The sequence below is a fragment of the uncultured Capnocytophaga sp. genome (genome assembly GCF_937936315.1).
Classification (GTDB): Bacteria; Bacteroidota; Bacteroidia; order Flavobacteriales; family Flavobacteriaceae; genus Capnocytophaga.
Genome location: NZ_CALGWU010000041.1, coordinates 97,932 through 120,598, shown reverse-complemented (window position 1 = coordinate 120,598; position 22,667 = coordinate 97,932). Strand labels below are relative to the sequence as shown.

At 41.9% G+C, this 22,667-nt stretch carries 19 protein-coding genes; 11 read left to right on the top strand and 8 right to left on the bottom strand.

The window, feature by feature from the left end:
• Positions 1–140 precede the first annotated feature (140 nt).
• Complete coding sequence (locus Q0162_RS08290) at positions 141–2,162, top strand: N-6 DNA methylase (RefSeq protein ID WP_297890887.1); 2,022 nt, start codon at positions 141–143, stop codon at positions 2,160–2,162.
• Positions 2,159–3,334 (top strand): restriction endonuclease subunit S, encoded by a 1,176-nt coding sequence (locus tag Q0162_RS08285; protein WP_297890902.1) that lies wholly within the window; start codon positions 2,159–2,161, stop codon positions 3,332–3,334. The genes Q0162_RS08290 and Q0162_RS08285 overlap by 4 nt, the downstream gene beginning before the upstream one ends.
• A 56-nt stretch (positions 3,335–3,390) precedes the next feature.
• On the opposite strand, the gene Q0162_RS08280 is transcribed toward Q0162_RS08285, so the two are convergent.
• The 5 genes from Q0162_RS08280 to Q0162_RS08260 form a co-directional block, all read right to left on the bottom strand.
• Positions 3,391–3,987 (bottom strand): ribonuclease HII, encoded by a 597-nt coding sequence (locus Q0162_RS08280; RefSeq protein ID WP_095901670.1) that lies wholly within the window; start codon positions 3,985–3,987, stop codon positions 3,391–3,393.
• Between the two features lie 138 nt (positions 3,988–4,125).
• Positions 4,126–4,560, bottom strand: coding sequence for a hypothetical protein (locus tag Q0162_RS08275; RefSeq protein WP_297890886.1), 435 nt, complete (start codon positions 4,558–4,560; stop codon positions 4,126–4,128).
• Positions 4,561–4,743: 183 nt separating this feature from the next.
• Positions 4,744–5,940 (bottom strand): beta-ketoacyl synthase, encoded by a 1,197-nt coding sequence (locus Q0162_RS08270; RefSeq protein ID WP_297890885.1) that lies wholly within the window; start codon positions 5,938–5,940, stop codon positions 4,744–4,746.
• Positions 5,941–5,942: 2 nt separating this feature from the next.
• A complete protein-coding gene (locus Q0162_RS08265) occupies positions 5,943–6,200 on the bottom strand; it encodes a phosphopantetheine-binding protein (protein WP_002674344.1) in 258 nt (85 codons plus the stop codon).
• Between the two features lie 61 nt (positions 6,201–6,261).
• Positions 6,262–6,804, bottom strand: coding sequence for a 3-oxoacyl-ACP synthase (locus Q0162_RS08260; protein ID WP_297890883.1), 543 nt, complete (start codon positions 6,802–6,804; stop codon positions 6,262–6,264).
• A 133-nt stretch (positions 6,805–6,937) separates the two neighbouring features.
• Here Q0162_RS08260 and Q0162_RS08255 point away from each other — a divergent pair, with 133 nt between their 5' ends.
• The 5 genes from Q0162_RS08255 (at position 6,938) to Q0162_RS08235 (ending at position 11,141) form a co-directional block, all read left to right on the top strand.
• Positions 6,938–8,092: a serine hydrolase gene (locus tag Q0162_RS08255; RefSeq protein WP_297890882.1), complete on the top strand. Its 1,155-nt coding sequence runs from the start codon at positions 6,938–6,940 to the stop codon at positions 8,090–8,092.
• A 180-nt stretch (positions 8,093–8,272) separates the two neighbouring features.
• Positions 8,273–8,593 (top strand): hypothetical protein, encoded by a 321-nt coding sequence (locus Q0162_RS08250; protein ID WP_198473068.1) that lies wholly within the window; start codon positions 8,273–8,275, stop codon positions 8,591–8,593.
• Between the two features lie 65 nt (positions 8,594–8,658).
• A complete protein-coding gene (locus tag Q0162_RS08245; RefSeq protein ID WP_297890879.1) occupies positions 8,659–9,444 on the top strand; it encodes a glycoside hydrolase family 16 protein in 786 nt (261 codons plus the stop codon).
• 109 nt (positions 9,445–9,553) lie between these two features.
• Complete coding sequence (gene rlmB / locus Q0162_RS08240; protein ID WP_297890878.1) at positions 9,554–10,291, top strand: 23S rRNA (guanosine(2251)-2'-O)-methyltransferase RlmB; 738 nt, start codon at positions 9,554–9,556, stop codon at positions 10,289–10,291.
• 19 nt (positions 10,292–10,310) lie between these two features.
• Positions 10,311–11,141, top strand: a complete 831-nt coding sequence (locus Q0162_RS08235; protein ID WP_297890877.1) for a helix-hairpin-helix domain-containing protein — start codon at positions 10,311–10,313, stop codon at positions 11,139–11,141.
• Between the two features lie 210 nt (positions 11,142–11,351).
• Here Q0162_RS08235 and aspA read toward each other — a convergent pair whose 3' ends face one another.
• The 3 genes from aspA to Q0162_RS08220 form a co-directional block, all read right to left on the bottom strand.
• Positions 11,352–12,743, bottom strand: coding sequence for an aspartate ammonia-lyase (aspA, locus tag Q0162_RS08230; protein WP_297890876.1), 1,392 nt, complete (start codon positions 12,741–12,743; stop codon positions 11,352–11,354).
• A 189-nt stretch (positions 12,744–12,932) separates the two neighbouring features.
• Positions 12,933–14,336: a peptide MFS transporter gene (locus tag Q0162_RS08225; protein ID WP_297890875.1), complete on the bottom strand. Its 1,404-nt coding sequence runs from the start codon at positions 14,334–14,336 to the stop codon at positions 12,933–12,935.
• Positions 14,337–14,358: 22 nt separating this feature from the next.
• A complete protein-coding gene (locus Q0162_RS08220) occupies positions 14,359–16,563 on the bottom strand; it encodes a S9 family peptidase (RefSeq protein WP_297890874.1) in 2,205 nt (734 codons plus the stop codon).
• Between the two features lie 322 nt (positions 16,564–16,885).
• Between Q0162_RS08220 and Q0162_RS08215 the strand changes: the two genes are divergently transcribed.
• From Q0162_RS08215 to Q0162_RS08200, 4 genes are all read left to right on the top strand, one after another.
• A complete protein-coding gene (locus tag Q0162_RS08215) occupies positions 16,886–17,551 on the top strand; it encodes a hypothetical protein (protein ID WP_297890873.1) in 666 nt (221 codons plus the stop codon).
• 281 nt (positions 17,552–17,832) lie between these two features.
• On the top strand, positions 17,833–20,874 hold the full coding sequence (locus Q0162_RS08210; protein WP_367272170.1) for a SusC/RagA family TonB-linked outer membrane protein: 3,042 nt from the start codon (positions 17,833–17,835) through the stop codon (positions 20,872–20,874).
• A gap of 46 nt (positions 20,875–20,920) precedes the next feature.
• Positions 20,921–22,312: a RagB/SusD family nutrient uptake outer membrane protein gene (locus Q0162_RS08205; protein WP_297890871.1), complete on the top strand. Its 1,392-nt coding sequence runs from the start codon at positions 20,921–20,923 to the stop codon at positions 22,310–22,312.
• A 70-nt stretch (positions 22,313–22,382) separates the two neighbouring features.
• Entirely contained in the window at positions 22,383–22,646 is a 264-nt protein-coding gene (locus Q0162_RS08200; protein WP_002677774.1) for a SemiSWEET family transporter, read from the top strand.
• Positions 22,647–22,667: the final 21 nt, after the last annotated feature.

Here is a 22,667-nt window from a genome sequence, read left to right as displayed (position 1 = left end):
TATTTACCAATTTACCAATTCCCCCCCCCCTAATTTCTACCAAATCATCAAAACAATGAGCTAATTAGAAAATTAACAAATAAGTTAATTAGCTAATTTGCAAATTATCCCTACCTTTGTCCCCTCAAGAAATACAACTTATGAAAAGTAAATGGACTTTAGAAAATGATGTAAACGATTGGGTAAAAGAAAAACTCAATAGCCTAAACCTAAAAAAACATACCGATTGGAATGAAGAAACCTCTATGAGCGACTACCTAAAAGAAGCCCTAAAAGGTTCTGCTAAAACCAAGAATAAAACCAATTTCGGAATCCCCGATTTCCATATCGAAAAATATAACCTCCCCATCATCATCGAAGATAAATTGAACCACTCCAAACTCATCGCCCAAAACAAAGACGGAGTAAAGTTCGATGATAAATCCATTAGCCAATACGCCGTAAATGGCGCCCTGCACTACGCTTTCAATATGATTGCAAGTGCCAAATATACCGAAGTAATCGCCATAGGTATCGCCGGAGATAGCCAGCAAAATGTAGAAATAAAAGTCTACTACGTATTCGGATCCGCCAAAAACGCCTATAAAGAACTTGAAACCGTCAAAGAACTCGACTTCTTAGAAAATAAAGCCTCTTTCCAAGCATTCTACAAAGAAGCTGTCCTCAGCGAAGAAGAAAAACACCAAATCCTCATTGAAAGCCAAGCCACCCTACAATGGTATGCCAAAAAGTTAAACAAACTAATGCATAGCCATAACATAACCGCACCCCAACGCGTACTCTATGTATCAGGAATGCTCCTTTCTATGCAGGATATTGAAGACCTCAATGGCAATAAAGAATACGGCTTAACCCCGGATGACCTACAAGGTTCACAAACTGCCACCAAAAGAGACGGTAAAAAAATCGTAGACCAAATAAAAGCCTTCCTCGATGTACGCCAAATACCCGAAGAAAAGAAAAACCTAATGCTCGCCTCCTTTGGCGAAATATCCAAAGACGCTCAACGCGATGAGTTGACCAACTGCCACAAAGAAGTAGCCGAATTTATAAACGGTAAAGCCTCCGTTAGCAAACAAGTCTTCACCTTCATCTACGAATACATCTTCAAATCTATCGATGGATTAGGAGGGCATATCGATATTATGGGCGAAATGTATTCCGAATTCCTAAAATACGCATTAGGTGATGGCAAAGAATTAGGCATCGTCCTAACACCCCCCTACATCACCAAAATGATGGCACAAATACTCAATATCACTAGCGAGAACAAAGTGATGGACTTAGCCACAGGCTCCGCCGGATTCCTCGTATCCGCAATGGAGCTAATGATCGAAAACGTAAATACTCAATTCGGAAAAAATACCACCAAAGCCCAAGAAAAAATAAACCACCTCAAAAAAAACAACCTACTCGGTATTGAGCTTAATGCTGAAATGTATACGCTCGCCACCACCAATATGATCCTCCGTGGCGACGGATCAAGCCGAATAGAAAAAGGCTCTGCCTTCAACCGCCCCGAACACCTCTTTACCGACTTCAATGCCGATAGAGTACTGCTCAACCCCCCTTTCTCTTTTGAAGAAAAAGGACTCCCCTTTATTGCCTACGGATTAGATAAAATGCAAAAAGACGGCTTAGGCGCCATCATCATTCAAGACAGCGCAGGAAGCGGAGAAGCCATAAAAACAGCCCGAGAAATCCTCAAAAAGCACACCCTCCTCGCCTCTATCAAAATGCCCGTCGACCTCTTTATGCCAATGGCAGGAGTACAAACCTCCATCTACATCTTCAAAGCACACACCCCTCACGACTACGAAAAAATCGTTAAGTTTATCGATTTTAGAGAAGATGGGCACAAGCGCACCAAACGAGGTATTTTAGAAAAAGACAACCCCACACAGCGCTATCAAGACATCATCAAAATATACAAAGCAGGACACCGCGCCCAAGTCGATAATACCCTTTGGAACCTCAAAAAAGCCTATATAGAAGACTTCATTACCCCCGAAGGAAACGATTGGAACTTTGAAAAACACCAAACCCCCGACACCATCCCCACCCTCGCCGACTTCAAAAAAACCGTCGCCGACTACCTCGCTTGGGAAGTGACCAACCTGCTAAAAACACAAAACACCCCCGATGAACATTTGGGAAAATAGACGCCCACTTAACACAAAAACTCCAAACAGTTAAGTGGGCAGAATTTCTAATTGGAGATTTGTTCGAAAAGTTGAACCTTAGGTTTCTTAAAAATAAATTTGACAAGGAAAAAGATGTTTCAAAAGAACAAACAGCAGAATTTGATTTACCTCTTATAAATGCAAAAGATGGTAATAATGGTATAATGTACTATGGAAGAAGCTCTGATTTTGAAAGCACAGAAATGACTATTGATATAGTCAATGATGGTGCTGTTTCTACAGGGAACGTATATCCTCAACCTCAAAAGACAGGAGTTCTATATAACGCTTATCTAGTTAAACCTTTATTTTCTGTTACCCAAAGATTACTATACTTTTTTAGTACAACTATTCAAAAATCTATAAAATCAAAGTTTGGATACGAAAACAAAGCAGGTTGGGAAAAAGTGAAAAAAGAAAAAATCTCCCTCCCCACTAAAGACGGCAACATAGATTTCGCCTTTATGGAAAACTTTATAGCTGAGCTGGAAGCTCAGCGTGTAGTTGAGTTAGAAGTTCAGCGTAAGACAGAGCTGGAAGCTTATTTAGCCGTTACAGGGCTTAAAGACTACACCCTTACTGAGGAAGAAGAAGAAACCCTAAACAGCTTAGATAAAGTAGAGTGGAAAGAGTATAAGATAGTAGATATTTTCAATGTAAAAAATACCAATAATATTTTAAGTGCTTGGATTACCCCTGATAGTGGAGAAATTCCTTACTTAAGTGCTTCTCAAAGTAATAACTCTGTTGCTTCTTATATAGAATATAACAAGGATATGATAGACAAAGGAAACTCTATCTTCATAGGAGGGAAAACCTTAGTCATTTCCTATCAAGAGCAGGACTATTTCTCTAATGATAGCCATAATTTAGCTTTATATATAAAAGATGGTAAAGGGGGTGAGAAAAAAAAGCAATTATTTATGGTAGCTTGTTTGTATAAAAGTTTAAAACCTTTATACACGTGGGGAAATTCTATTTCAAACAAGAAAATTCAAGAAGATATTGTAATGCTCCCCACCAAAAAAGGTACCCCCGATTACGACTTTATGAACACCTACATCAGTGCCATTGAGAAATTAGTCATCAAAGAAGTCGTCCTCTATGCCGAAAAGAAAATACAAGCCACCCAAGAAATCATCAATACCTAATCCTCCCCATACAAATACAACAAAGCCAGCTCCCTAGCTGGCTTTTTCTATCTCCCCTAAAACAAACTCAACTGTTCCACAGGCAGTAACTGAAATGTTTTGCGGTGGTGCTCAGTAGCGCCGTGTTCGGCGATAGCTTTGCGGTGTTCGGGAGTGGGATAGCCTTTGTTTTGCTGCCAATGGTACTCAGGGAACTGCAGGGCAAGGTCTTCCATATAGGCATCGCGGTAGGTTTTCGCAAGTATCGAAGCCGCTGCGATGGTTTGTATTTTGCCGTCGCCTTTCACCACACAAGCATAAGGAATTTTCTGGTAAGGTACAAACTTATTGCCGTCTACTGCAATAAATTCGGGGGTAGGGGATAGCTGCGCAATAGCGCGGTGCATAGCCGTGATAGAAGCGCGGAGGATGTTCAGCTCGTCTATTTCGGCAGGGAGTACGTGACAAACAGCATAAGCTACCGCCTCGCGCTCGATGATAGGTCGCAAGAGGTTGCGCTGCTTTTCGGTGAGTTGTTTAGAGTCGGTGAGGAGCTCATTTTTGAAGTCGGGGGGCAATATCACAGCGGCAGCCGTTACAGGACCCGCCAAACAACCGCGTCCCGCCTCGTCAGTACCCGCTTCTAATGAAGAATGATAGAATAATTGTAACATAATCAGGTGTCAGGTAATAGGTGTCAGGTATCAGGGGATAGGTTTTGTAATCTAATAACCATTTTTTTTTTGGATTCTCCCCTTATAAGCAATAGAAAAACCCGATTTTAGGTAAAAAAATCGGGTTTTTTCTTAATTTTATTTTTGTGTAATGAATCTCGAGTAGTAGCTTACATCAAATATTTCATTTGTCCCTGAAATTCCGTTGTAGGTAGCTACGCTAATAACAGATAAGGCTATGATTCCTGCAAAAAACAGCACTTTTCTTTCTGAAAATATAGCACAATACACCAAATATACAACAGCAGGTACAAAAAGCAAATAAGGAAGTACTACCCTTATATTGTTGAGAAACAAAGCAGCTACCATTAAAATTAACAGAAAAGGAACGTGCATAAGCAATAATCCCTTGCGGGTTTCTTCTTTACTTTTTCTTCTGAACAAAAAGTAAGAAACGGTTGCCGATAGTATCAGGAATACAACCAACATATAAGGTAGGTATCCGTTGAAGATAAATCCCGCTAAAATGTAAAGCGATACGACTATCAAGTTGTTTTTAAGAGCCTGTTTCATAATATGATTTTTTAAGATTAGAGTACAAACCTATATAATAAGAACCTAACAACCAAATAATTAATAAAGTTTAACTTTTTTAACAGAAGTAAAAACAAAGAATAATTACTGCACCAAACTATTGTTTTTTTTCTTAGTTCAGTCATATATTTCCCTGTTTTCACTCTACTTAATTCTTATCTTTTACCTCTTACCTAAAATAAGCGTTGAGCAGTTGCCTCCAAAGCCAAAGGAGTTGGAAAGCACGTGCTGTATAGGTTTGTATTTCAGTTCGGTTTGCGGGCGGATAGGCACTTCTTCCATTGGAGTGCTGAAGTTGAGGTTAGGGAATACCACCCCGTGTTGTAAGGCTAATACACTAAATACCGCTTCTACTGCCGAAGCTACTGCCAAAGTATGCCCCGTAAAGGCTTTGGTAGAACTAAAATCGGGGGTGTGCTCACCAAAGATACGCATTAAGGCACGACTTTCGGAGAGATCGTTGTTTACGGTAGCCGTTCCGTGCGCATTGATATAATCGATATCTGCGGGGGTTAATCCTGCTATTTGTAGGGCTTTTTGCATTGCTAAAAACGCACCTTCACCATCGGCGGAGGAGGCTGTTTGGTGATAAGCATCATTGGCATTGCCCCATCCTTTGATTTCTGCTAATATAGTAGCCCCGCGTTGTAGCGCATTTTCTTCAGTTTCTAATACCAAAAAAGCCCCAGCTTCTCCTAAGTTTAAACCCTTGCGATGTTGGTCGAAAGGCGTGCAGTCGGTATCCGAGAGAATCATCAGGGTATTGAAGCCGTTGATAGTGAATTTAGAAAGGGCATCGGCGCCACCAGCAATGAGGCAATTAGCTCTGCCAGTGCGTAATAGGTTGATAGCCGTCATTATAGCATTTGCTGAAGAAGAGCAGGCAGTGCTCACGCTGGTTACAACGCCTTTTATGCCTACGTAATCGGCGATTTGGTGAGTTACCTCGCCTATGTTGTGAGTAGTGATATAGCGTCGCAGGGGTTCTTCATCGGCATAGCGGAAGAAATAGTTTTCGGTCATATCCATACCCCCCACCGTAGAAGCCATAATAAGTCCGCTGTGTGAGAGGTCTTTTGAAGTCAGTTTTGCGTTAGCAATAGCTTCCTGTATGGCAATAATCCCCAAGAGAGAGGTGCGCGAATAGGCGTTTACTTCGGGTAATCCCAAAGCGGTAATAAGCTCATTATTAGTGCGTTTGATTTCGCCTACTTTGATGTGATCAGCGTGAATGGTTGCTACATTTTCAATCCTGCTGATACCAGCTTGGCGATGGGTAAGGGCATAAAAATTCTCTCCGACAGTGTTACCTATCGAAGAGTTAATTCCCATTCCCGTGATGACTATTTTTTTTGGCATTGTTATTTGGTGCGGTGAGCGGTGATATAATCAGCCATTGTTTTCACCGATTGGAAGATTTCTTTTCCTTTTTTAGGGTCGTCTAAGCGGATACCATAATTTTTGTCGAGTAGTACGATAAGTTCAAGAGCATCGATAGAGTCGAGGGCTAAGCCAGTGCCGAAGAGGGGCTCGTTTTCATCGATATCCTCGGGGGTTACTTCTTCTAAGTTGAGTACTTCAATAATTTTGTTCTTGAGTTCTAAAATAAGTGCGTCCATTATAAATGTTATTAATATCAGGGGGCAAAGATAGTGAAGAATTAGCAAATTAGCAAATTCACTAATCTGCTAATTGGCAAATTGCCCTATAATCATCGTCTAAGAATTCAACCCAAGCTGTAAGCACACTTTGGGCTTTGCCTTGCGCTAAAAGAGAGTTGCTGTATTGCTCTAAAAAGGGTTGTGCCTTTTCGTAACTATCGAATACAAAAAAACTGTTTTCGGTTTTCAGTTGGTGACGTATGCTTATTTCACCTAAACAGATGTTGGGTAGGGTGTAAACAAATACCGCTGGACTGGGGTAATATTCCTGTGGGTTGGCAATAGTTGCCTGATGTTTGCGGTCGGTATCAAGGCTGGCAGAACGATTGGCAAATACTAAGGCTACACCGTTTTTCTCGGATTGTGAAAACGGGCGCAAGAGTACTTCGGCGGCTAAGAAAGCGAGCTTGCTGAGGTTATCCATTTTGAAGAATTTAGGATACTCCATTTGCAGGGCTTTGAGGGCTTTTTTGGAGAAATCGGCAAATGAGTCGCTTTTATCAGTGAAAAGCACTGAACCGTTTAGGGTGATAGTGTTGTTTTCTATAGTGCAGGTCTTCATAAGTGAATAGTGAAAAGTGAATAGTGAAAAGTTGTTATTCGTGGGCAAAGGTAGGAATAATTTATCAATTTGCTAATTTGCTAATTCGCTAATTATGTAGTATCTTTGTCGGCAGTAACAAAAATGCTTCTCTATGAAAAAGTTTTTATTAGGTTTGCTTTGCTTCTTGTGTTTAGTGATAGGTACGCTCTACCTCACTGGCTATGGCTATATTCTCAAAGCAGTGGCAATGGTCTATGGCACAGGACATACCACTACTTTTCTCGATGATTATACGTATTTTGATAATCGTACGATTGCCAAAAGTTCCGCCGCTCAACCTTGGGCGATTTCTTTGGATTACAACAAAACTCCCGAAACCCCCGAACTGCAAAATGCACATCAAAAATACGGCACTGTGGCTTTTCTCATCATCAAAGGGGATAGCATTTGGCACGAACAGTATTTTGATAACTACAATTCTAAAAGTATGAGCAATTCGTTTTCTATGGCGAAGAGCTATGTATCAGCACTTTTGGGTAGGGCTATTGCCGATGGCTATATCAAGAGCCTCGACCAAAAAGTGAGTGATTTTTTTCCTGAATACAAAGAAGGTTTGGCGGCACAGCTAACAGTAGGCGACCTCTCTTCTATGGCATCGGGGCTCGATTGGGACGAGTCGTACTACAACCCTTTCTCTATCACTACTCGCGCTTATTTTGACAAGGAATTTCGCGAGAAGATGTTGCACTTAAAAATTACGTCATCCCCAGGCAAATCGTTTAAATACCTCAGCGGGAATACTTTCCTCTTAGGGATGGTTTTAGAAAAAGCTACGGGCAAAACGCTTACCCAATACCTCACCGAGAGTCTTTGGCAACCAATGGGTTGTGAGAGCGATGCGCTTTGGCAATTGGATAGCGAGGAGAGCGGATTGGAAAAAGCGTATTGCTGTATTGCCTCTAATGCACGTGATTTCGCTCGTTTGGGGAAACTCTATCGCGACCACGGCAAATGGAATGGCAAACAGTTGTTAGACTCCATTTTTGTAGCCACCTCAGTACAACCGCGCTTTGCCGAGAGTCCGCAGTATGGTTATGGCTGGTGGTTGTTAGATTATAAAGGAATGCACTTCTTTATGATGCGCGGACACTTAGGGCAATATGTGATTGCCAATCTTACGGATGATGTTATCATTGTGCGCTTAGGACACGACACTGCCTCCAAACCCTCGGAAGAAACTATCTACCCTCAAGACATCTACGACTATATCGATGAGGCGTATAAGATGTTAGGGGTCAGGATTTAGGTTTCAGGTATCAGGTATCAGGTATCAGGGGTCAGTGCTGTAGGGGCGTTTTGCAAACGCCCGCACCAATAAGTTTTGCAAACGCCCACGCCAATAAGTTTTGCAAACGCCCGCACTAATAAAACTTTTCGGGCAGGGGGCTACGATTTATTCACAATTTATTTTTGTTTGACTATAATTATGAAAGATTTTCCTTTTGAAGAAGAAAAAGAATATATCGCGATGGTAGAGGCGAGTAAGTGCAGAACCTATATAGGTTTTATAGAGGCACTCAACGATGCTTTTTTCATTCATACCGGTCAGGAGCCTCATATCAATGATACGATGTGGCATATATTTTCATCGGATGTAGGGCATCGCAAGATAAAAATACTTTTTATGCGCAGTGGAGCCCTGAAAAAACTGCCTGTTTATCACGAAATTACTGCCGATTTAGAGCAGTGGAAACGCTATTGGGAAGCCGAAAATCCCAAAAACCAATTAGAATGGGAGTTTTGTTGAGGTAAGAGGTAAGAAGTATGTAGTCCAAAATTTGTGAAAATTCGTAGGCTTTTAATAAAAATGGAATGAAAAAAGTATTATTATTCATAGTTTTAGTTACTATTGCCAAAACTTATTCGCAAACCCCAACTGCGTGGCAATTGGTATGGGAAGATGATTTTAATCGCAAAGATATCTTTTCAACGGCTGTATGGTCTAAAATTCCCCGTTGTGAAAAGGTTGATTGGTGCAATACAATGAGCGATGACAAAAGTCTGTTTAAAATTAAAAAAGGCAACCTCATTTTGTCGGGCAAACCCAACCCACACCGCAAAACCGACCCTAATCAGTACATTACCGGAGGTGTTTTTACCAAAGGCAAGATGTATTTTACTTTTGGGAGGATAGAAGTGCGCTGTAAGTTAGAGGGTGTACAAGGTTCTTGGCCTGCCATTTGGATGCTTCCCCAAAGTATTAAATGGCCTAAAGGAGGTGAAATTGACATTCTTGAGCGCCTCAACCACGATGCTTTTGTATACCAAACCGTACATTCGCCCTACACTCAGAAAGGCAATACGGAGTACCCCAAACACTCAGCAACAGCCCCCATTTGCCCCACTGATTACAATGTATATGCTGTAGAATGGGATGAGGAGGCGGTACGTCTTTATGTAAACGATAGTCTTTCACTCACTTACCCGCGTATACCCGAAAAAGATTCCGAAGGGCAATATCCTTTTGCACAAGAACCTTACTACCTGCTAATTGATATGCAACTTGGTGGCAGTTGGGTAGGAGAAGTAAAACCCTTCAAAAAGCCCGTAAAAATGTACATAGATTGGGTGCGGTATTACCAAAAAGAAGAAAAATAGTAGCTCGGGAACTATTTAAAAATTATTCATTTGCACAAAGAAGAAGTTTTTAGTATTTTTGCCACAAATTTAGAATAACCATAAAAATAAACGCTAGTCGTACTACAATATGCAAGAACAAGAAACCCAAATATACGGCATTCGTGCCCTGATAGAAGCCCTCAAAGCAGGCAAAACCATCGATAAAGTCTTTTTGCAAAAAGGCTTACAAGGTGGTTTGTCTAAAGAGTTAATGCCCCTACTGCAAGCAGCCCAAGTGCCAGTGCAGTATGTGCCCGTTGAGAAGCTGAACCGCCTTACCAAGAAAAACCACCAAGGGGTAGTGGCAAATCTTTCCCCCGTAGATTATCACAATTTTGAGGATTTGGTGATTTCGGTTACCGAAAGCGGAGCCACACCGCTTTTTCTTGTGTTAGACCACCTCTCGGATGTGCGCAATTTTGGTGCGATTATCCGCACGGCAGAGTGTACAGGCGTTTCAGGGATTATCATTCCTAAACGTGGTAGTGTGAGCATCACCGCCGATACTGTCAAAACCTCGGCTGGAGCTGTGTTTCGCGTACCTATTTGCAAGGTCGAAAACCTCGTAGATGCTGTGTATTACCTGCAAGGCAGTGGCATCAGGGTAGTAGCAGCGACCGAAAAGACAAACCAATTGCTATACACCGAAGATTTTACCGTGCCTACCGCTATTGTGATGGGAGCTGAAGATGTGGGTGTATCGTCTGCTGTGTTGAAGGTAGTAGATAGCAAAGCCAAATTGCCAATGGTAGGCGATATCAGTTCGCTAAACGTTTCTGTAGCTTGTGCCGTCTTCTTGTACGAAGTTCTCAAACAACGCCTCTAACTCCTAACCTCTAACACCAATGAACCGCCAACAAACCCGAGGAGTTATACTGCTCCTCGTTATTATTGTCGCACTGCAATTCGCCTTTCGCAACTGTGAATTCCGCCATACTTTTACTCCCGTAGAAACTACGCTGGGCTACCGCGAAATGGATTCACTAAGGGCGATCGCAACTGCCCTTAAAAAGGATACCATCTATCCCTTTAACCCTAATTTTATCACCGATTATAAAGGCTTCAAACTGGGGCTTACTCCAGAGCAAATCGACCGTTTGCAAGCCTTTCGCGCACAGAATAGGTATGTAAATTCTGCTCGAGAATTCCAGCAAGTAACGGGTGTTTCGGATAGTTTGCTCGCTAAGATTGCCCCTTCTTTCAAATTCCCCGACTGGGTGAACAATCGCAAAACAACTGCTTATAACTATGAGTATGCCTCTTCTAAACATTTTCCTAAACAAGATATCAACACGGCAACTGCCGAAGCGCTGATGAAAATCTACGGCATAGGCGAGGGATTTTCTAACCGCATCTTGAAATACCGCGACAAACTGCACGGCTTTACCTATATCGACCAAGTAGCTGAGGTATACGGACTTGACAAAGAGGTCTACCAGCGTGTAGCCGAACGTTTTGAGGTACAAACCGCTCCCGTGATTGAGAAAAAGAACATCAATGCGCTCAATATGTATGAACTGAGCAAAATACCCTATGTGAAATACGGCGAAGGCAAAAAGATTGTAGGGTTGCGCTCAGAACTCGGTGCTATCAAATCTTTTGACGACCTTTTGCAAATCGAAGGGTTTGATAAAGAACGGATTGCCCGCTTGCAGTTGTATTTGTATATCGAATAGGCGCTACAGTTTGCCAAAGTTCCCTGCCTGTGCGGCTCGCACCTTTGGCAAAGTTGATTACTCTGATTATTAATAATCTTTGAAGTATGTTATGTACGGGCGTTTTGCAAACGCCCACATAAATAAAACTTTTTCGTACAGCCTCAATAAAACTAAAAAGGCTGCCCAAATAATGAGCAGCCTCTTTTAAATTCCAAATTTGCTAATTACCTAATTGTGTAGCATATTTTTAGGGTCTAACACTTCATCTAATTTCTCTTTAGAGAGCAATCCGTGTGCTAACACCAAATCATAAACTGATTTACCTATTTGTAAGGCTTCTTTGGCAATTTTGGTACTGTTCTTATAACCGATATGTGGGTTGAGAGCTGTTACAATACCAATGCTATTTTTCACCATATTGAGGCACACCTCGCGGTTGGCAGTGATGCCTTCCACACATTTAGTGCGCAAAGTATCAATAGCGCGTTCTAAGAATACGATTGATTCTATAATGCTTTGGCACAACACAGGCTCCATTACATTCAATTGCAACTGACCAGCCTCGGCAGCAAAAGTAACAGTAAGGTCGTTGCCTATCACCTTGTAGCACACTTGGTTCACTACTTCGGGGATTACAGGATTTACTTTTCCTGGCATAATAGACGAACCTGGTTGCATAGCAGGAAGATTGATTTCATTGAGTCCTGCACGAGGTCCTGAAGAGAGCAAACGCAAGTCGTTACAAATTTTAGAGAGTTTCACCGCCATACGTTTCAATGCCGATGAGTAAATCACGTAAGAACCAGTATCAGGAGTAGCCTCTACGAGGTTGGCAGCAGTTACAAAAGCATCGCCAGTGAGTTTTGCTAAGTTCTCAGCGCATAGTTTGGCATAGCCTTTAGGCGCATTGAGTCCTGTGCCGATAGCCGTTCCTCCCATATTGATTTCCAAGAAAAGATTGGCATTGCTTTGCAAACGAGCGATTTCCTCTTCTAAGTTGGCTGCAAAAGCCTCAAACTCTTGACCGAGAGTCATAGGTACTGCATCTTGTAATTGGGTACGCCCCATTTTAATTACATCAGCGAACTCTTGTCCTTTTTTGCGGAAAGCCTCGATGAGTGATTGCAATTTCTTGATGAGAGATTTATTCATCATAATCACCGCTAATTTCACGGTGGTAGGGTAAGCATCGTTAGTAGATTGCGATTGGTTCACGTGGTCGTTAGGTGAGCAGTGCGGATAATCCCCTTTTTCATAGCCCATAAGCTCTAAAGCGCGGTTAGCAATCACTTCATTAGCATTCATATTCACCGAAGTACCTGCTCCCCCTTGAATCATATCTACAGGAAACTGACTGTCGAACTTACCGTCGATGACTTCTTTACAAGCCTCACTAATAGGTTTGAGGAGTGTATCGGGTAATAACCCCAAAGCGTGATTAGTTTGAGCCGCAGCGAGTTTCACATAGCCGATAGCTTTTACAAAAGCGGGATAGTCACCCATTTTAGTGCCGGTGATGCGGAAATTCTCGATAGCGCGCTGAGTTTGCACACCATAATAAGCATCGGCAGGCACTTGCAAATCACCGATAAGGTCTGATTCTGTTCTAAATTTTGTCATAATTATTATTGTTAGTCATTAGAAAATAGGAATTAGGAATTACAAAAAATCGCGGTAAAATTACGAAAGATTTCTGATATAAAAAAGAAAAATCAGAAGAAAAACTTATAGGTAAATAAAAAAGGCTGTTCTAAAATAGAACAGCTTTTTTATTATAGTTCGTACCTGCTTGTGCCTGTACGGCTCGTACTATTTTACTCCGTGCATCATTGCTTGGAGTTTTTTGTTGAGTAATATCATTGTTAAACCACAGAGGATTACAAAGCCTGATACACCTGCAAATACTACACTCGCGCCGAGTTTTTCTACATAAGAAGCGATTATTCCTCCTGCAGCATTAGCAAAGAAGGCTGCCATCATCCAAACTCCCATCAAGATACCAGCTAAACGAGGAGGTGAAAGTTTGGTAACGGTAGAAAGTCCTACAGGCGATAAGCATAACTCACCAATAGTGTGTGTGAGGTAAGTAAGCACTAACCACGCCAAGCTAGCTTTTACAGCTACATCTTTAGGGTCTACCCCTATAGCGCCACCGCGCTCATACACGGCACCGAGCATAAAGAAGAACCCTACCCCAAGAAGGATCATACCTAATCCCATTTTGAAAGGTGTAGTAAGGCGTTGCCCCATTTTAGTACCCCAGAATGATGCAAATACTGGCGCTAGCAATACAATAAACAATGGGTTTACTGATTGGAACCAAGCGGTAGGAATTTCAAAGCTACCTACCACGCGATTAATGTAACTATCGGTGTAGAGGGTTAGTGAAGATCCAGCTTGTTCAAAGCCTGCAAAGAAGAAGATAGCAAAGAAGAAGTAAATAAAGATAACTGTAATGCGCTCTTTTTCTTCTTTGGTAAGTGGTTTGTGGGCTTCAGTTTCCGAAACTTCTACAGCTTTTTTCATGCCACCTTTAGGTTTTAAACCGAGGTTTCCTAAATATTTCTGTGCAAATAAAATAAATATCAATTCACCGATGAGCATCCCTATAGCTGCTGCTCCAAAACCGAATTTATAACCAAACGACATCGCTACTTCACCCGTGTTAGGATCAATAGCGGTTGAAGCAAAGATATTGTCGGTGAGGAGTCCAGTGATAAGAGGCGCTAAGAAAGCCCCCAAGTTGATACCCATATAGAAAATAGAGAAAGCTGAGTCAAGGCGTTTATCTCCTGATTCATAGAGTCCTCCTACTAAGGCTGAAATATTTGGTTTGAAGAATCCATTACCGATGATGAGTAGGAAGAGTCCTAAATAAAGTCCTGCGTGGCTCGTCCAAGCGAAGAGGGCTGCCTCACCCAAGAACATTATAAATCCTCCTAACAACACCGATTTGCGTTGTCCTAAGAAGTTATCGGCTATCCATCCGCCAATCAGTGGGGTGAAATAGGTGAGACCGGTGGCAAAACCATAGATCAAACTTGCGGTGGCAGGATCAAAAGCTAAACCGCCTTCAAGCCACGTTTTGGTGAGGTATAACATCAAGATACCGCGCATTCCATAGTAACTGAAACGCTCCCACATCCCTGTTAGGAACACCAAATAAAGCCCCTTAGGGTGCTTTTTCTTCTCATTTTCTACGTTTGTATTCATTTATTAATAAATTAAGGTTTGTTTATAAATTTTGTTCAATAAAATTCGTCATTTTTGTGTATAACTGAAAGCGTGTGCTGCCAGTGTTGTCGTAAATTCCGTGGTTCTTATCAGGATAAATGAGCCAATCGAAATCTTTTTGCAAACTCACTAAAGTTTCTATCAGCACCATTGCGTTTTGCACGTGTACATTGTCGTCGGCACTACCGTGAATAAGCAGGTATTTTCCTTTGAGTTTGGCAGCGTGAAACAAGGGTGAATTTTCGTCGTAACCCTTGGCATTTTCTTGAGGGGTACGCATAAAACGCTCGGTGTAAATAGTGTCGTAAAAACGCCAATTGGTAACAGGGGCTACTGCTATTGCCATTTTAAATATATCGCCTTTTTGAAACAGACAGTTAGACGACATAAAACCTCCAAAACTCCAACCCCATATTCCTATTCTGCTCTTGTCGATATAAGAATAATTGCCTACGAGCTGAGCGATATCGGCTTGATCTTCAACTTCATATTTACCCAATTGCTGATAGGTACATTTCTTAAAATCAGCGCCTTTGTAACCTGTGCCTCTACCGTCTACACATAGCACTATATAGCCTTTTTGTGTGAGCGATGCGTGCCAAAAGTCGTTCATATCCCACCATTGGTCGGCTACTTCTTGTGAGCCAGGTCCTGAGTATTGGTACATCAATAGGGGGTATTGCTTTTTAGGGTCGAAATCCTTAGGTCTCAGCATATAAGCGTTGAAAGTGCCTTTGGCAGTTTTCAGTTCCATAAACTCTTTTTCGGGCAAATTATACGCTTTGAGTCGCTGGGTATATTCGGTATTGGTAATGATTTCTTTGAGTTGTTTGCCGCTTTTGGTGTCGTTCAGCGTATAGCACGGAGGGGTAGTGGCATTCGCAAAAGCGTGAATATACATAGAGAAATCCCCGCTAAAGGTGCCTTTGTTCGTGCCTGCCTCCGTAGAGAGTGCGCGAGGGGCTTTGCCTTTGAGGCTCACTGCGTAGAGTCCTCGGCGGGTAGAACCTATTTGGGTAGACTGATAGAACAACTGTTGGGTTTTAGGGTCATAACCATAACAATCGGTTACTTCCCAGTTGCCACGAGTGAGCTGGCGCACCAATTTTCCTTTGGCGTTGCAATAGTAAAAATGGTTGTATCCATCTTTTTCCGATTGGTAAATGAAACTATTATCAGGCAAAAATAGTATATCCTTATTGATACTCACATAAGTAGCGCTGGTTTCCTTTACCAAAGTAGCAGTCTCTTTAGTGTGACTGTTCACTTGCACTAACTGCCAATCGTTTTGGTGGCGGTTGAGGGTCTGCACTGTGAGTTTGTGAGGGTCGTTTGTCCATTGCAAACGTGGGATATAATAAGCGTTGAGCGGTATTTCAGTTACCGATTGGTTAGCCACAGTATAGATGTGCAAACTCACTGCCGAATTGGCTTCACCTGCTTTAGGATACTTAAATTTATAAGGGGTAGGGTAGAGGTCGTAACCGTAGATGTCCATTGAAAATTCAGGGACTTTGCGTTCATCTGAACGTATAAAAGCTAACTGACTGCCATCGGCATTCCAAGCAAAGAGTTTCACAATCCCGAACTCTTCTTCATACACCCAATCGGCAGTACCGTTGATAATAGCATTCTTTTGTCCATCGATAGTGATTTGGGTTTCTTCGCCAGTAGCGAGGTCGTATAAATAGAGGTTGTTTTCGTATACAAAAGCTAATTGTTTGCCGTTAGGTGAAAAAGTGGGGACTTGTATGCGTTTGTCGCTCACTTTTTTAAGGTCGCCAGTAGCGAGGTCGTATAGGAAATAATCAGCTATAAATGAATGGCGGTAGATATCCTCTTTGCGAGTGGCAATAAGCAGTTTTTTTTCATCGGCAGTAAATTCGTAACCCTCAATGCGATTCACTCTATCGTTAGTTTGAAAGAGGGTTTGCACTTTGGTGAGCGTTGCAAAATCGTAGAGATTGATTTCCTGAGCGCGTTTCTCGCGGTTGTACTCTAATACAGTGTATTGAGGGGTGTTTTTCAGTGCTTTGAGGTTGAACATACGTTCAGGGTAGAAGGTGCCCTTAGTCCAAATCTCTTGAAGCGTTTGGGCAGGCAATAGGTAATAAGTAGCAGGTAATAAGTAACAGATAAGTAGAAGTGCGCAAAAGTACAAAGCCTTGTGCCCATATAAGTTCTTATGTAAGGTATATTTCGTCATTCGTAATTTGTAACTCGTAACTGATTTGAGCCGTCAATATTAGGAATAATTTTTGAGATAACAGCAATTTTTTAACATCTTTTTTTTAGAAGGACTTTTATGGTATTGATTATTAATTGGTTGTGTATTTTTTTTATCGAAGAGATTTTGATAGTTAAGAGCGAAATTTAGAGCTAAGATTTTTTTGGAACCAAAAGATTTGTTCTCTTGAATGGTGAATTTTAAAAATTGAGTTTGATGTTAGGGGGCTGTTAAAAATGTTAATTATTAATTGCTAATTATCAATTGTTTTGTATTTTTGCAATCTAAAAAAAATCATAAAATGAATACACGCTTTATAACAATGTCTTTTTTAGGGCTTGCTTTCATAGCCTGCCAAAACACACCTCAAGAAATAGCTGTTGCCGAAGATGCTTTTGCTAATACAGAGTTGGCTGAGGCACAACGAGATAAATCAAACGAAAATAATCCTTTTAGTCAGTTAAATAACAATATAGTACAACCTTCTTTACCCGCTAGCCAAGGGGGGGTAACACTCAATCCACCTCATGGACAGCCAGGACACCGCTGTGATATTGCCGTGGGCGCACCACTGCCTAACGATGGGAGTGCTGTTTCACAGGTGAAGCCTGTAGGTGAAAATGAAGTTATGCCAGTAGTTTCGGGTGGGGTGCCTCAGCAAGTAATGCAAGTACAGCCTCAAACTCAACAAAATTATGTAGGAGCTAAGGGGGAAAAACTCAACCCTCCTCATGGACAACCAGGTCATCGTTGTGATATACCTGTAGGAGCACCCCTGAACAGCAAACCTGCTGCTCAACCTGCTGCTGCTCAACCACAAGTAACTCAACAACAAATTGTAATCGACCCTCAACAAGCACAACAACACACGGGCACTACCGAGCTAGGGTTTTCGGGTAAACCCAATCCACCACACGGACAACCAGGTCACCGTTGCGATATCGCAGTAGGAGAGATACTTCCTTAGTTGATAATTAGTAAAATACAGTAAAAAGACGAGAAGAGGTTTTTTTAAATCTCTACGTCAATTTTACCTTAATAAACTTTGTCAAAATCTATAGCTTACGTTTTAAGATTTTTACAAAGTTTTTTATTTAGTTTACTTTAAAATAATTTGTACACTTCACTTCTATTTACTACTTTTGCCGCTTCTAAAAACCTTTAACTCTTAACTTTTTACTACTAACCCACTAATAACTAATATTTATGAAAAAATATCTAATCGCGTGCGCACTCTTGCCTTGTGGTATGGCAATGGGGCAGACACCCGTCACTCCTAAGGACAGTATCATACAACTGTCATCAGTTGATGTAGTAGCTACTGGCTACCAAAATCTTCGCAAGTCAGGAACTACTTCGGCGTATACCGAAATCAAACCTTCGCAAATCAATCGGCAAATCAATGCTACTCTCAAAGATGTTATAGAAGGGCAAGTGGCAGGTTTGCGCTTCACAAAAGACCCTTCTACGGGTAAAGAAGTTCCTATCTTGCGCGGTGTAGGCACTTTCTCGGGCAATGTAGGGTATACCCCTCTCGTTGTGATAGACAATATCCCTACTGATATTCCATTAGAGAACATCAACCCACAAGATATAGAATCAGTAACTGTACTAAAAGATGCTGCTGCTACCGCTATCTACGGGGTGCGGGCTGCCAATGGCGTGATTGTGATTGTCACCAAAAAAGGATTGCATAACGGGTTGCGTATCAACGTGAATACCGATCTTTCTTATACCTTTAAACCCAATGTAGACCGTATGCGCTACGCTTCTACTTCCGACCTTATCGACCTCGAAACCGCTTTCTACCAAAGTAAATTAGCGGATAGCAATAGCAATGTAGACAATCTTTTTGCTTCGTATGGAGAAATTGGAGGCAGACAAACCGTGCGATACTACTCGCCTCTCTTCCAGCTCTACCGCGACCAAGCCAAAGGAAAACTCAGCGCACAAGAGGTGAATAACACTCTCAACACTTGGCGCAACCGCGATTACCTCCGCGACTTCAAGCGCTATGTATGGCAACCTATCATCAGCAAACGCTATAATATAAGCGTAGAAAGTGGTAATAACCGCAGTCAAAATTACGCTTCCTTGCAATATGAAGACACCGATGAGCGCATCGTTACCGAAAAGACCCGTGCACTCAACCTCTATTTAAAAAACACTTATCAGCTTACCCCTTGGCTAAAAAGCACCATAGGACTGAATGGCAGATATACTGCTATTGATGCTGTAGCCGAACCAATGCGCTACAGCTATATCAATCCGCTGGGGCAAGCTCGTTACACCTCAGTATTAGGTACCAATCCGTATGCAGGGTTCAATTTAGTAGCCCCTATCAATGGTCATATTTTAGAACAAATTGCCGGCAACGATGCTTTCCGCTCCTATAGCTTCAATTTATTGGAATCTATAGCGCAGGAACACCAAAAGCAACACACTCTCAACTTGCGTCCGTTTGTAAATCTGCAAGTATCTATACTCAAAGGGTTGCAATATCAAAGTTATTTTCAGTACGAACTGAATACCTTCGACAGTGAAACTTTCTTAGGTAAAGATACTTATTATATGCGTTTGCGCCATAACCAATTGGTAAAACAAGACGCTACTACTCAAAAATTCTCCTCAGAACTGCCCGAAGGAGGTTATTACGAACAGCTAAAAAAACAAACACAGCACTATACCTTCCGTCAGCAGTTAGATTTCAACCGCACTTTTGCCGAAGCGCACAATGTAATGGCTTTGGTAGGTTTTGAGATGCGCCAACACTATACCCCGCGCAATATTGCTGAAGCTCATTATGGTTATGATGAGCAAACTCTCTCTTTCCCTACCCTTAATTGGAAAGACCTCTACAACCCTGGAGTAACTTCTTATCTCTATGGCAGGCAATCACTATCGTTAAACCGCAATCAGCATAGCGAAACCAAACACCGCTTCATTTCTTTCTACAGCAATTTTGGTTACTCATATCGCCAGAAATACAACCTTACAGGGAGTGTGCGTATAGATCAAGCAGATATGTTTGGCGCAGACCCTAAATACAAATACCGTCCGCTATGGTCAGTAGGGGGTAGCTGGAATGTACACCGCGAAAACTTCTTCAATATAAATGATATTGATTTGTTGAAACTCCGCCTCACTTATGGGATCAGTGGAAATGTAGATCAAACTACCTCCCCTTTCTTGCGCGGACGCTTGCTTACCGACGTACGCGGTGCTTATCCTAGCCAACAGTATTTACTGATCAATGATACCGATTTGCCTAACCCTAAATTGCGTTGGGAAAAGACTGAAACTGCTAATATAGGTATTGATTTTGGTGTATGGCATTGGTTCTCAGGAAGTATCGACCTCTACCGCCGTTATAGTTCTGACCTATTGGTACTCACTGAACTAGACCCTACGGTAGGAGCTCAACGACGCCTGATCAACAACGGAGCTTTGCTAAACAAAGGAATAGAAGTAAGTTTGAATGCTACTCGCAAATTGGCTGACGATTTGCAACTTAGTGTAGGAACTACCTTTGCCTACAACAAAAATACCATTGAAAAAGTGAGTAGTAAGCCTACCAGTGCCGTGGAATACGCGCGTAACCCCTTGTATTACTACCATCAAGGCGATGATTTCAACTCGCTATACGCTTACCGATATAAGGAAACCGTTAATGGTTACCCTATTTATTTAGACGAGAATGGCAATCCTAACACTACTTTCGATGCCAATGGCATACCTACTATAAAAGATATCAAAAATGAAGATGCTCTTGTGAAATTAGGAACAATGAATCCTACTTTCAATGGGGCGCTCAACTTGCAACTGCGCTACAAAGTTTTTGAACTCTCCACAATGTTTGTATATGCTGGAGGACATAAACTTCGCAAAGATACCTATTCTATCAACCAAGAAAGCGAAACCCACCATGATATCAAACAGCGTTGGACAGCGACTAACCCCACGGATATGCCGCGTATGTCGTTTGACTATCCAGCCGCTTTGAGACGTACCGCCAACACGGTGAACACCTTTTGGCAATACGGCGACAACCACGTGGTAAATGCCGATTATCTCAAATGGCGCAATGTGGTGTTTGCTTGCTATATCCCTAAAGATATTTGTGAGAAATTGCGCTTGCAAAACGCTAAAGTTACCGCTCAGCTCAACAACTTGTTCACTTGGTGTGCCGCTGGCGACGACATAGACCCCGAAGCTTATAATCTCAATACTGGAACACGCTCTTTGCCTATAGCAACCACTGCTCTTTTTGGCTTGTCACTTAGCTTTTAGCCGGCCGTAGCACGGCAGGCAGTTTTTATACCTTAATAATTTTACAATGAAAAGAATCATAACCACAATAATATTCAGCGCATTGTTTTTCTGTGCTTGCGAAAAATATACCGACCTTACCCCTAAAGGTGAAAAGATAATCAACACTGCTGAGGAATACTACGATTTGGTAGTACTTCCCTCTAAAAACTACTCTCCTTTCAACTTTCGTGCTTTGGTAGACGACAATTGGGTGAAAGAGAGTAGCATCGTTGGGAAAAGTCCCGATCTAAACAGCATCAACTTCTATTATGAGGAAAGTGCCCCTCGTGCCGATTACATTGAGTCATCAGCTTTTTATAACAACGTGTATAGCTATATCGGCAGATGGAATATGATTATCTCTACCGTTGATAATGCCAAAGGCGATGCCTCACTAAAAGCACGTGCCAAAGCCGAAGCCCGCTTGCTAAGAGCTTTTGATTACTTTATGCTGATAAACGTTTATGCCAAAGGCTACAACCCAGCTACAGCAGCTACCGATGGCGGGGTGTGCTTAATGCGCGAGTTCGATTTAGAAGCACAACCTGCTAAAGCTAGCGTAAAAGAAGTGTACGACTTTATTCAAGAAGATATCGAGGCAGCCTTGCCTCTCTTGCAAACACAGCCTGTGAATGTATACCACCCCTCTTTAGCTTTCGGTTATGCACTGAAAGCCAGAGTGCATCTATTCAGAAGAGAATACCAGCAAGCATTGGCAGCAGCCCAAAAGAGTCTGTCGTACAACAACCAACTGATAGATATGGTAGCTTATGAAACTAACCCTACCAATATCACCATAGATAAAAACCCCGAAGTGCTCAACTTAGCCTATATGAATGGACATACCGAAATGAATGTTTGGTGGGTTTACCCTGTGAGTCCTGAGTTTTGCAATCTTTTTGATGCAACAAACGATATGCGCTTCAAGCTATTTTTTAAGAAAAACCACCGCTATGCCGATATAGGTTCAGGTGCAGCCAACTGGGATATGGTCTCTACCAAATTCTTCTACCCTACCGTAGGAATGAAAACAGGCGAAATGTATCTTACTATGGCTGAATGCCAAGCGCGCTTAGGCGACCTCAACGGGGCTATACAAACCGTAAACACCCTTCGTAGCAAGCGTGTGAAAGGCAGTGGCTCAGCCCTTGCAACCCCTGCTAACACCGAGGAAACGGTAAAACTCATCATCGATGAGCGTCGCCGAGAGCTAGCTATGGGCTTTAATCGCTTTTTCGATTTAAAACGATTGAACACCGAGCCTGCTTACGCTAAAACTTTGCAACGCACTTTCCCTTTGGTGAATACCACTGTACCCCAACGCACTTATACCCTACCTCCTAACTCCCCTATGTATATCGTTCCTTTCCCTAAAGATGTAATGGATAAGAACCCATCACTCACACAAAATTATTAGGATAACAGTTGGTTATTCAATGAAAATCATTACCTTTGTATTCTAAAAATCATACAAATTAAATAATAAAATGGAAAACGGAAAACTTTTTACTATTTTAGGCTGGGTAGCTACCGCTACTGCTATAGGAATGTATGTATCATATATTCCACAGATTAGTGACAATCTTGCTGGACACAAAGGCAACCCTATACAGCCTTTGGTGGCAGCGATTAACTGCTCACTTTGGGTAGCTTATGGTTTACTGAAGAAACCCAAACGCGATTATCCTGTTGCCATTGCCAATGCCCCTGGGATTATCTTTGGGCTTTTAGCTTTTGCAACAGCATTGTAGCATTTTCAGTCACACAGTTTT

Bases quoted from the DNA above. Each gene is read 5' to 3' on its own strand.
- Q0162_RS08210 (WP_367272170.1), top strand. From the start codon at position 17,833: ATGGCAATGGGGCAGACACCCGTCACTCCTAAGGACAGTATCATACAA.
- Q0162_RS08220 (WP_297890874.1), bottom strand. From the start codon at position 16,563: ATGACGAAATATACCTTACATAAGAACTTATATGGGCACAAGGCTTTG.
- Q0162_RS08265 (WP_002674344.1), bottom strand. From the start codon at position 6,200: ATGGACGCACTTATTTTAGAACTCAAGAACAAAATTATTGAAGTACTC.
- Q0162_RS08225 (WP_297890875.1), bottom strand. From the start codon at position 14,336: ATGAATACAAACGTAGAAAATGAGAAGAAAAAGCACCCTAAGGGGCTT.
- Q0162_RS08215 (WP_297890873.1), top strand. From the start codon at position 16,886: ATGAATACACGCTTTATAACAATGTCTTTTTTAGGGCTTGCTTTCATA.
- Q0162_RS08280 (WP_095901670.1), bottom strand. From the start codon at position 3,987: ATGTTACAATTATTCTATCATTCTTCATTAGAAGCGGGTACTGACGAG.
- Q0162_RS08235 (WP_297890877.1), top strand. From the start codon at position 10,311: ATGAACCGCCAACAAACCCGAGGAGTTATACTGCTCCTCGTTATTATT.
- Q0162_RS08255 (WP_297890882.1), top strand. From the start codon at position 6,938: ATGAAAAAGTTTTTATTAGGTTTGCTTTGCTTCTTGTGTTTAGTGATA.
- rlmB (WP_297890878.1), top strand. From the start codon at position 9,554: ATGCAAGAACAAGAAACCCAAATATACGGCATTCGTGCCCTGATAGAA.
- Q0162_RS08260 (WP_297890883.1), bottom strand. From the start codon at position 6,804: ATGAAGACCTGCACTATAGAAAACAACACTATCACCCTAAACGGTTCA.
- Q0162_RS08200 (WP_002677774.1), top strand. From the start codon at position 22,383: ATGGAAAACGGAAAACTTTTTACTATTTTAGGCTGGGTAGCTACCGCT.
- Q0162_RS08275 (WP_297890886.1), bottom strand. From the start codon at position 4,560: ATGAAACAGGCTCTTAAAAACAACTTGATAGTCGTATCGCTTTACATT.
- Q0162_RS08290 (WP_297890887.1), top strand. From the start codon at position 141: ATGAAAAGTAAATGGACTTTAGAAAATGATGTAAACGATTGGGTAAAA.
- Q0162_RS08250 (WP_198473068.1), top strand. From the start codon at position 8,273: ATGAAAGATTTTCCTTTTGAAGAAGAAAAAGAATATATCGCGATGGTA.
- Q0162_RS08205 (WP_297890871.1), top strand. From the start codon at position 20,921: ATGAAAAGAATCATAACCACAATAATATTCAGCGCATTGTTTTTCTGT.
- Q0162_RS08270 (WP_297890885.1), bottom strand. From the start codon at position 5,940: ATGCCAAAAAAAATAGTCATCACGGGAATGGGAATTAACTCTTCGATA.
- aspA (WP_297890876.1), bottom strand. From the start codon at position 12,743: ATGACAAAATTTAGAACAGAATCAGACCTTATCGGTGATTTGCAAGTG.
- Q0162_RS08245 (WP_297890879.1), top strand. From the start codon at position 8,659: ATGAAAAAAGTATTATTATTCATAGTTTTAGTTACTATTGCCAAAACT.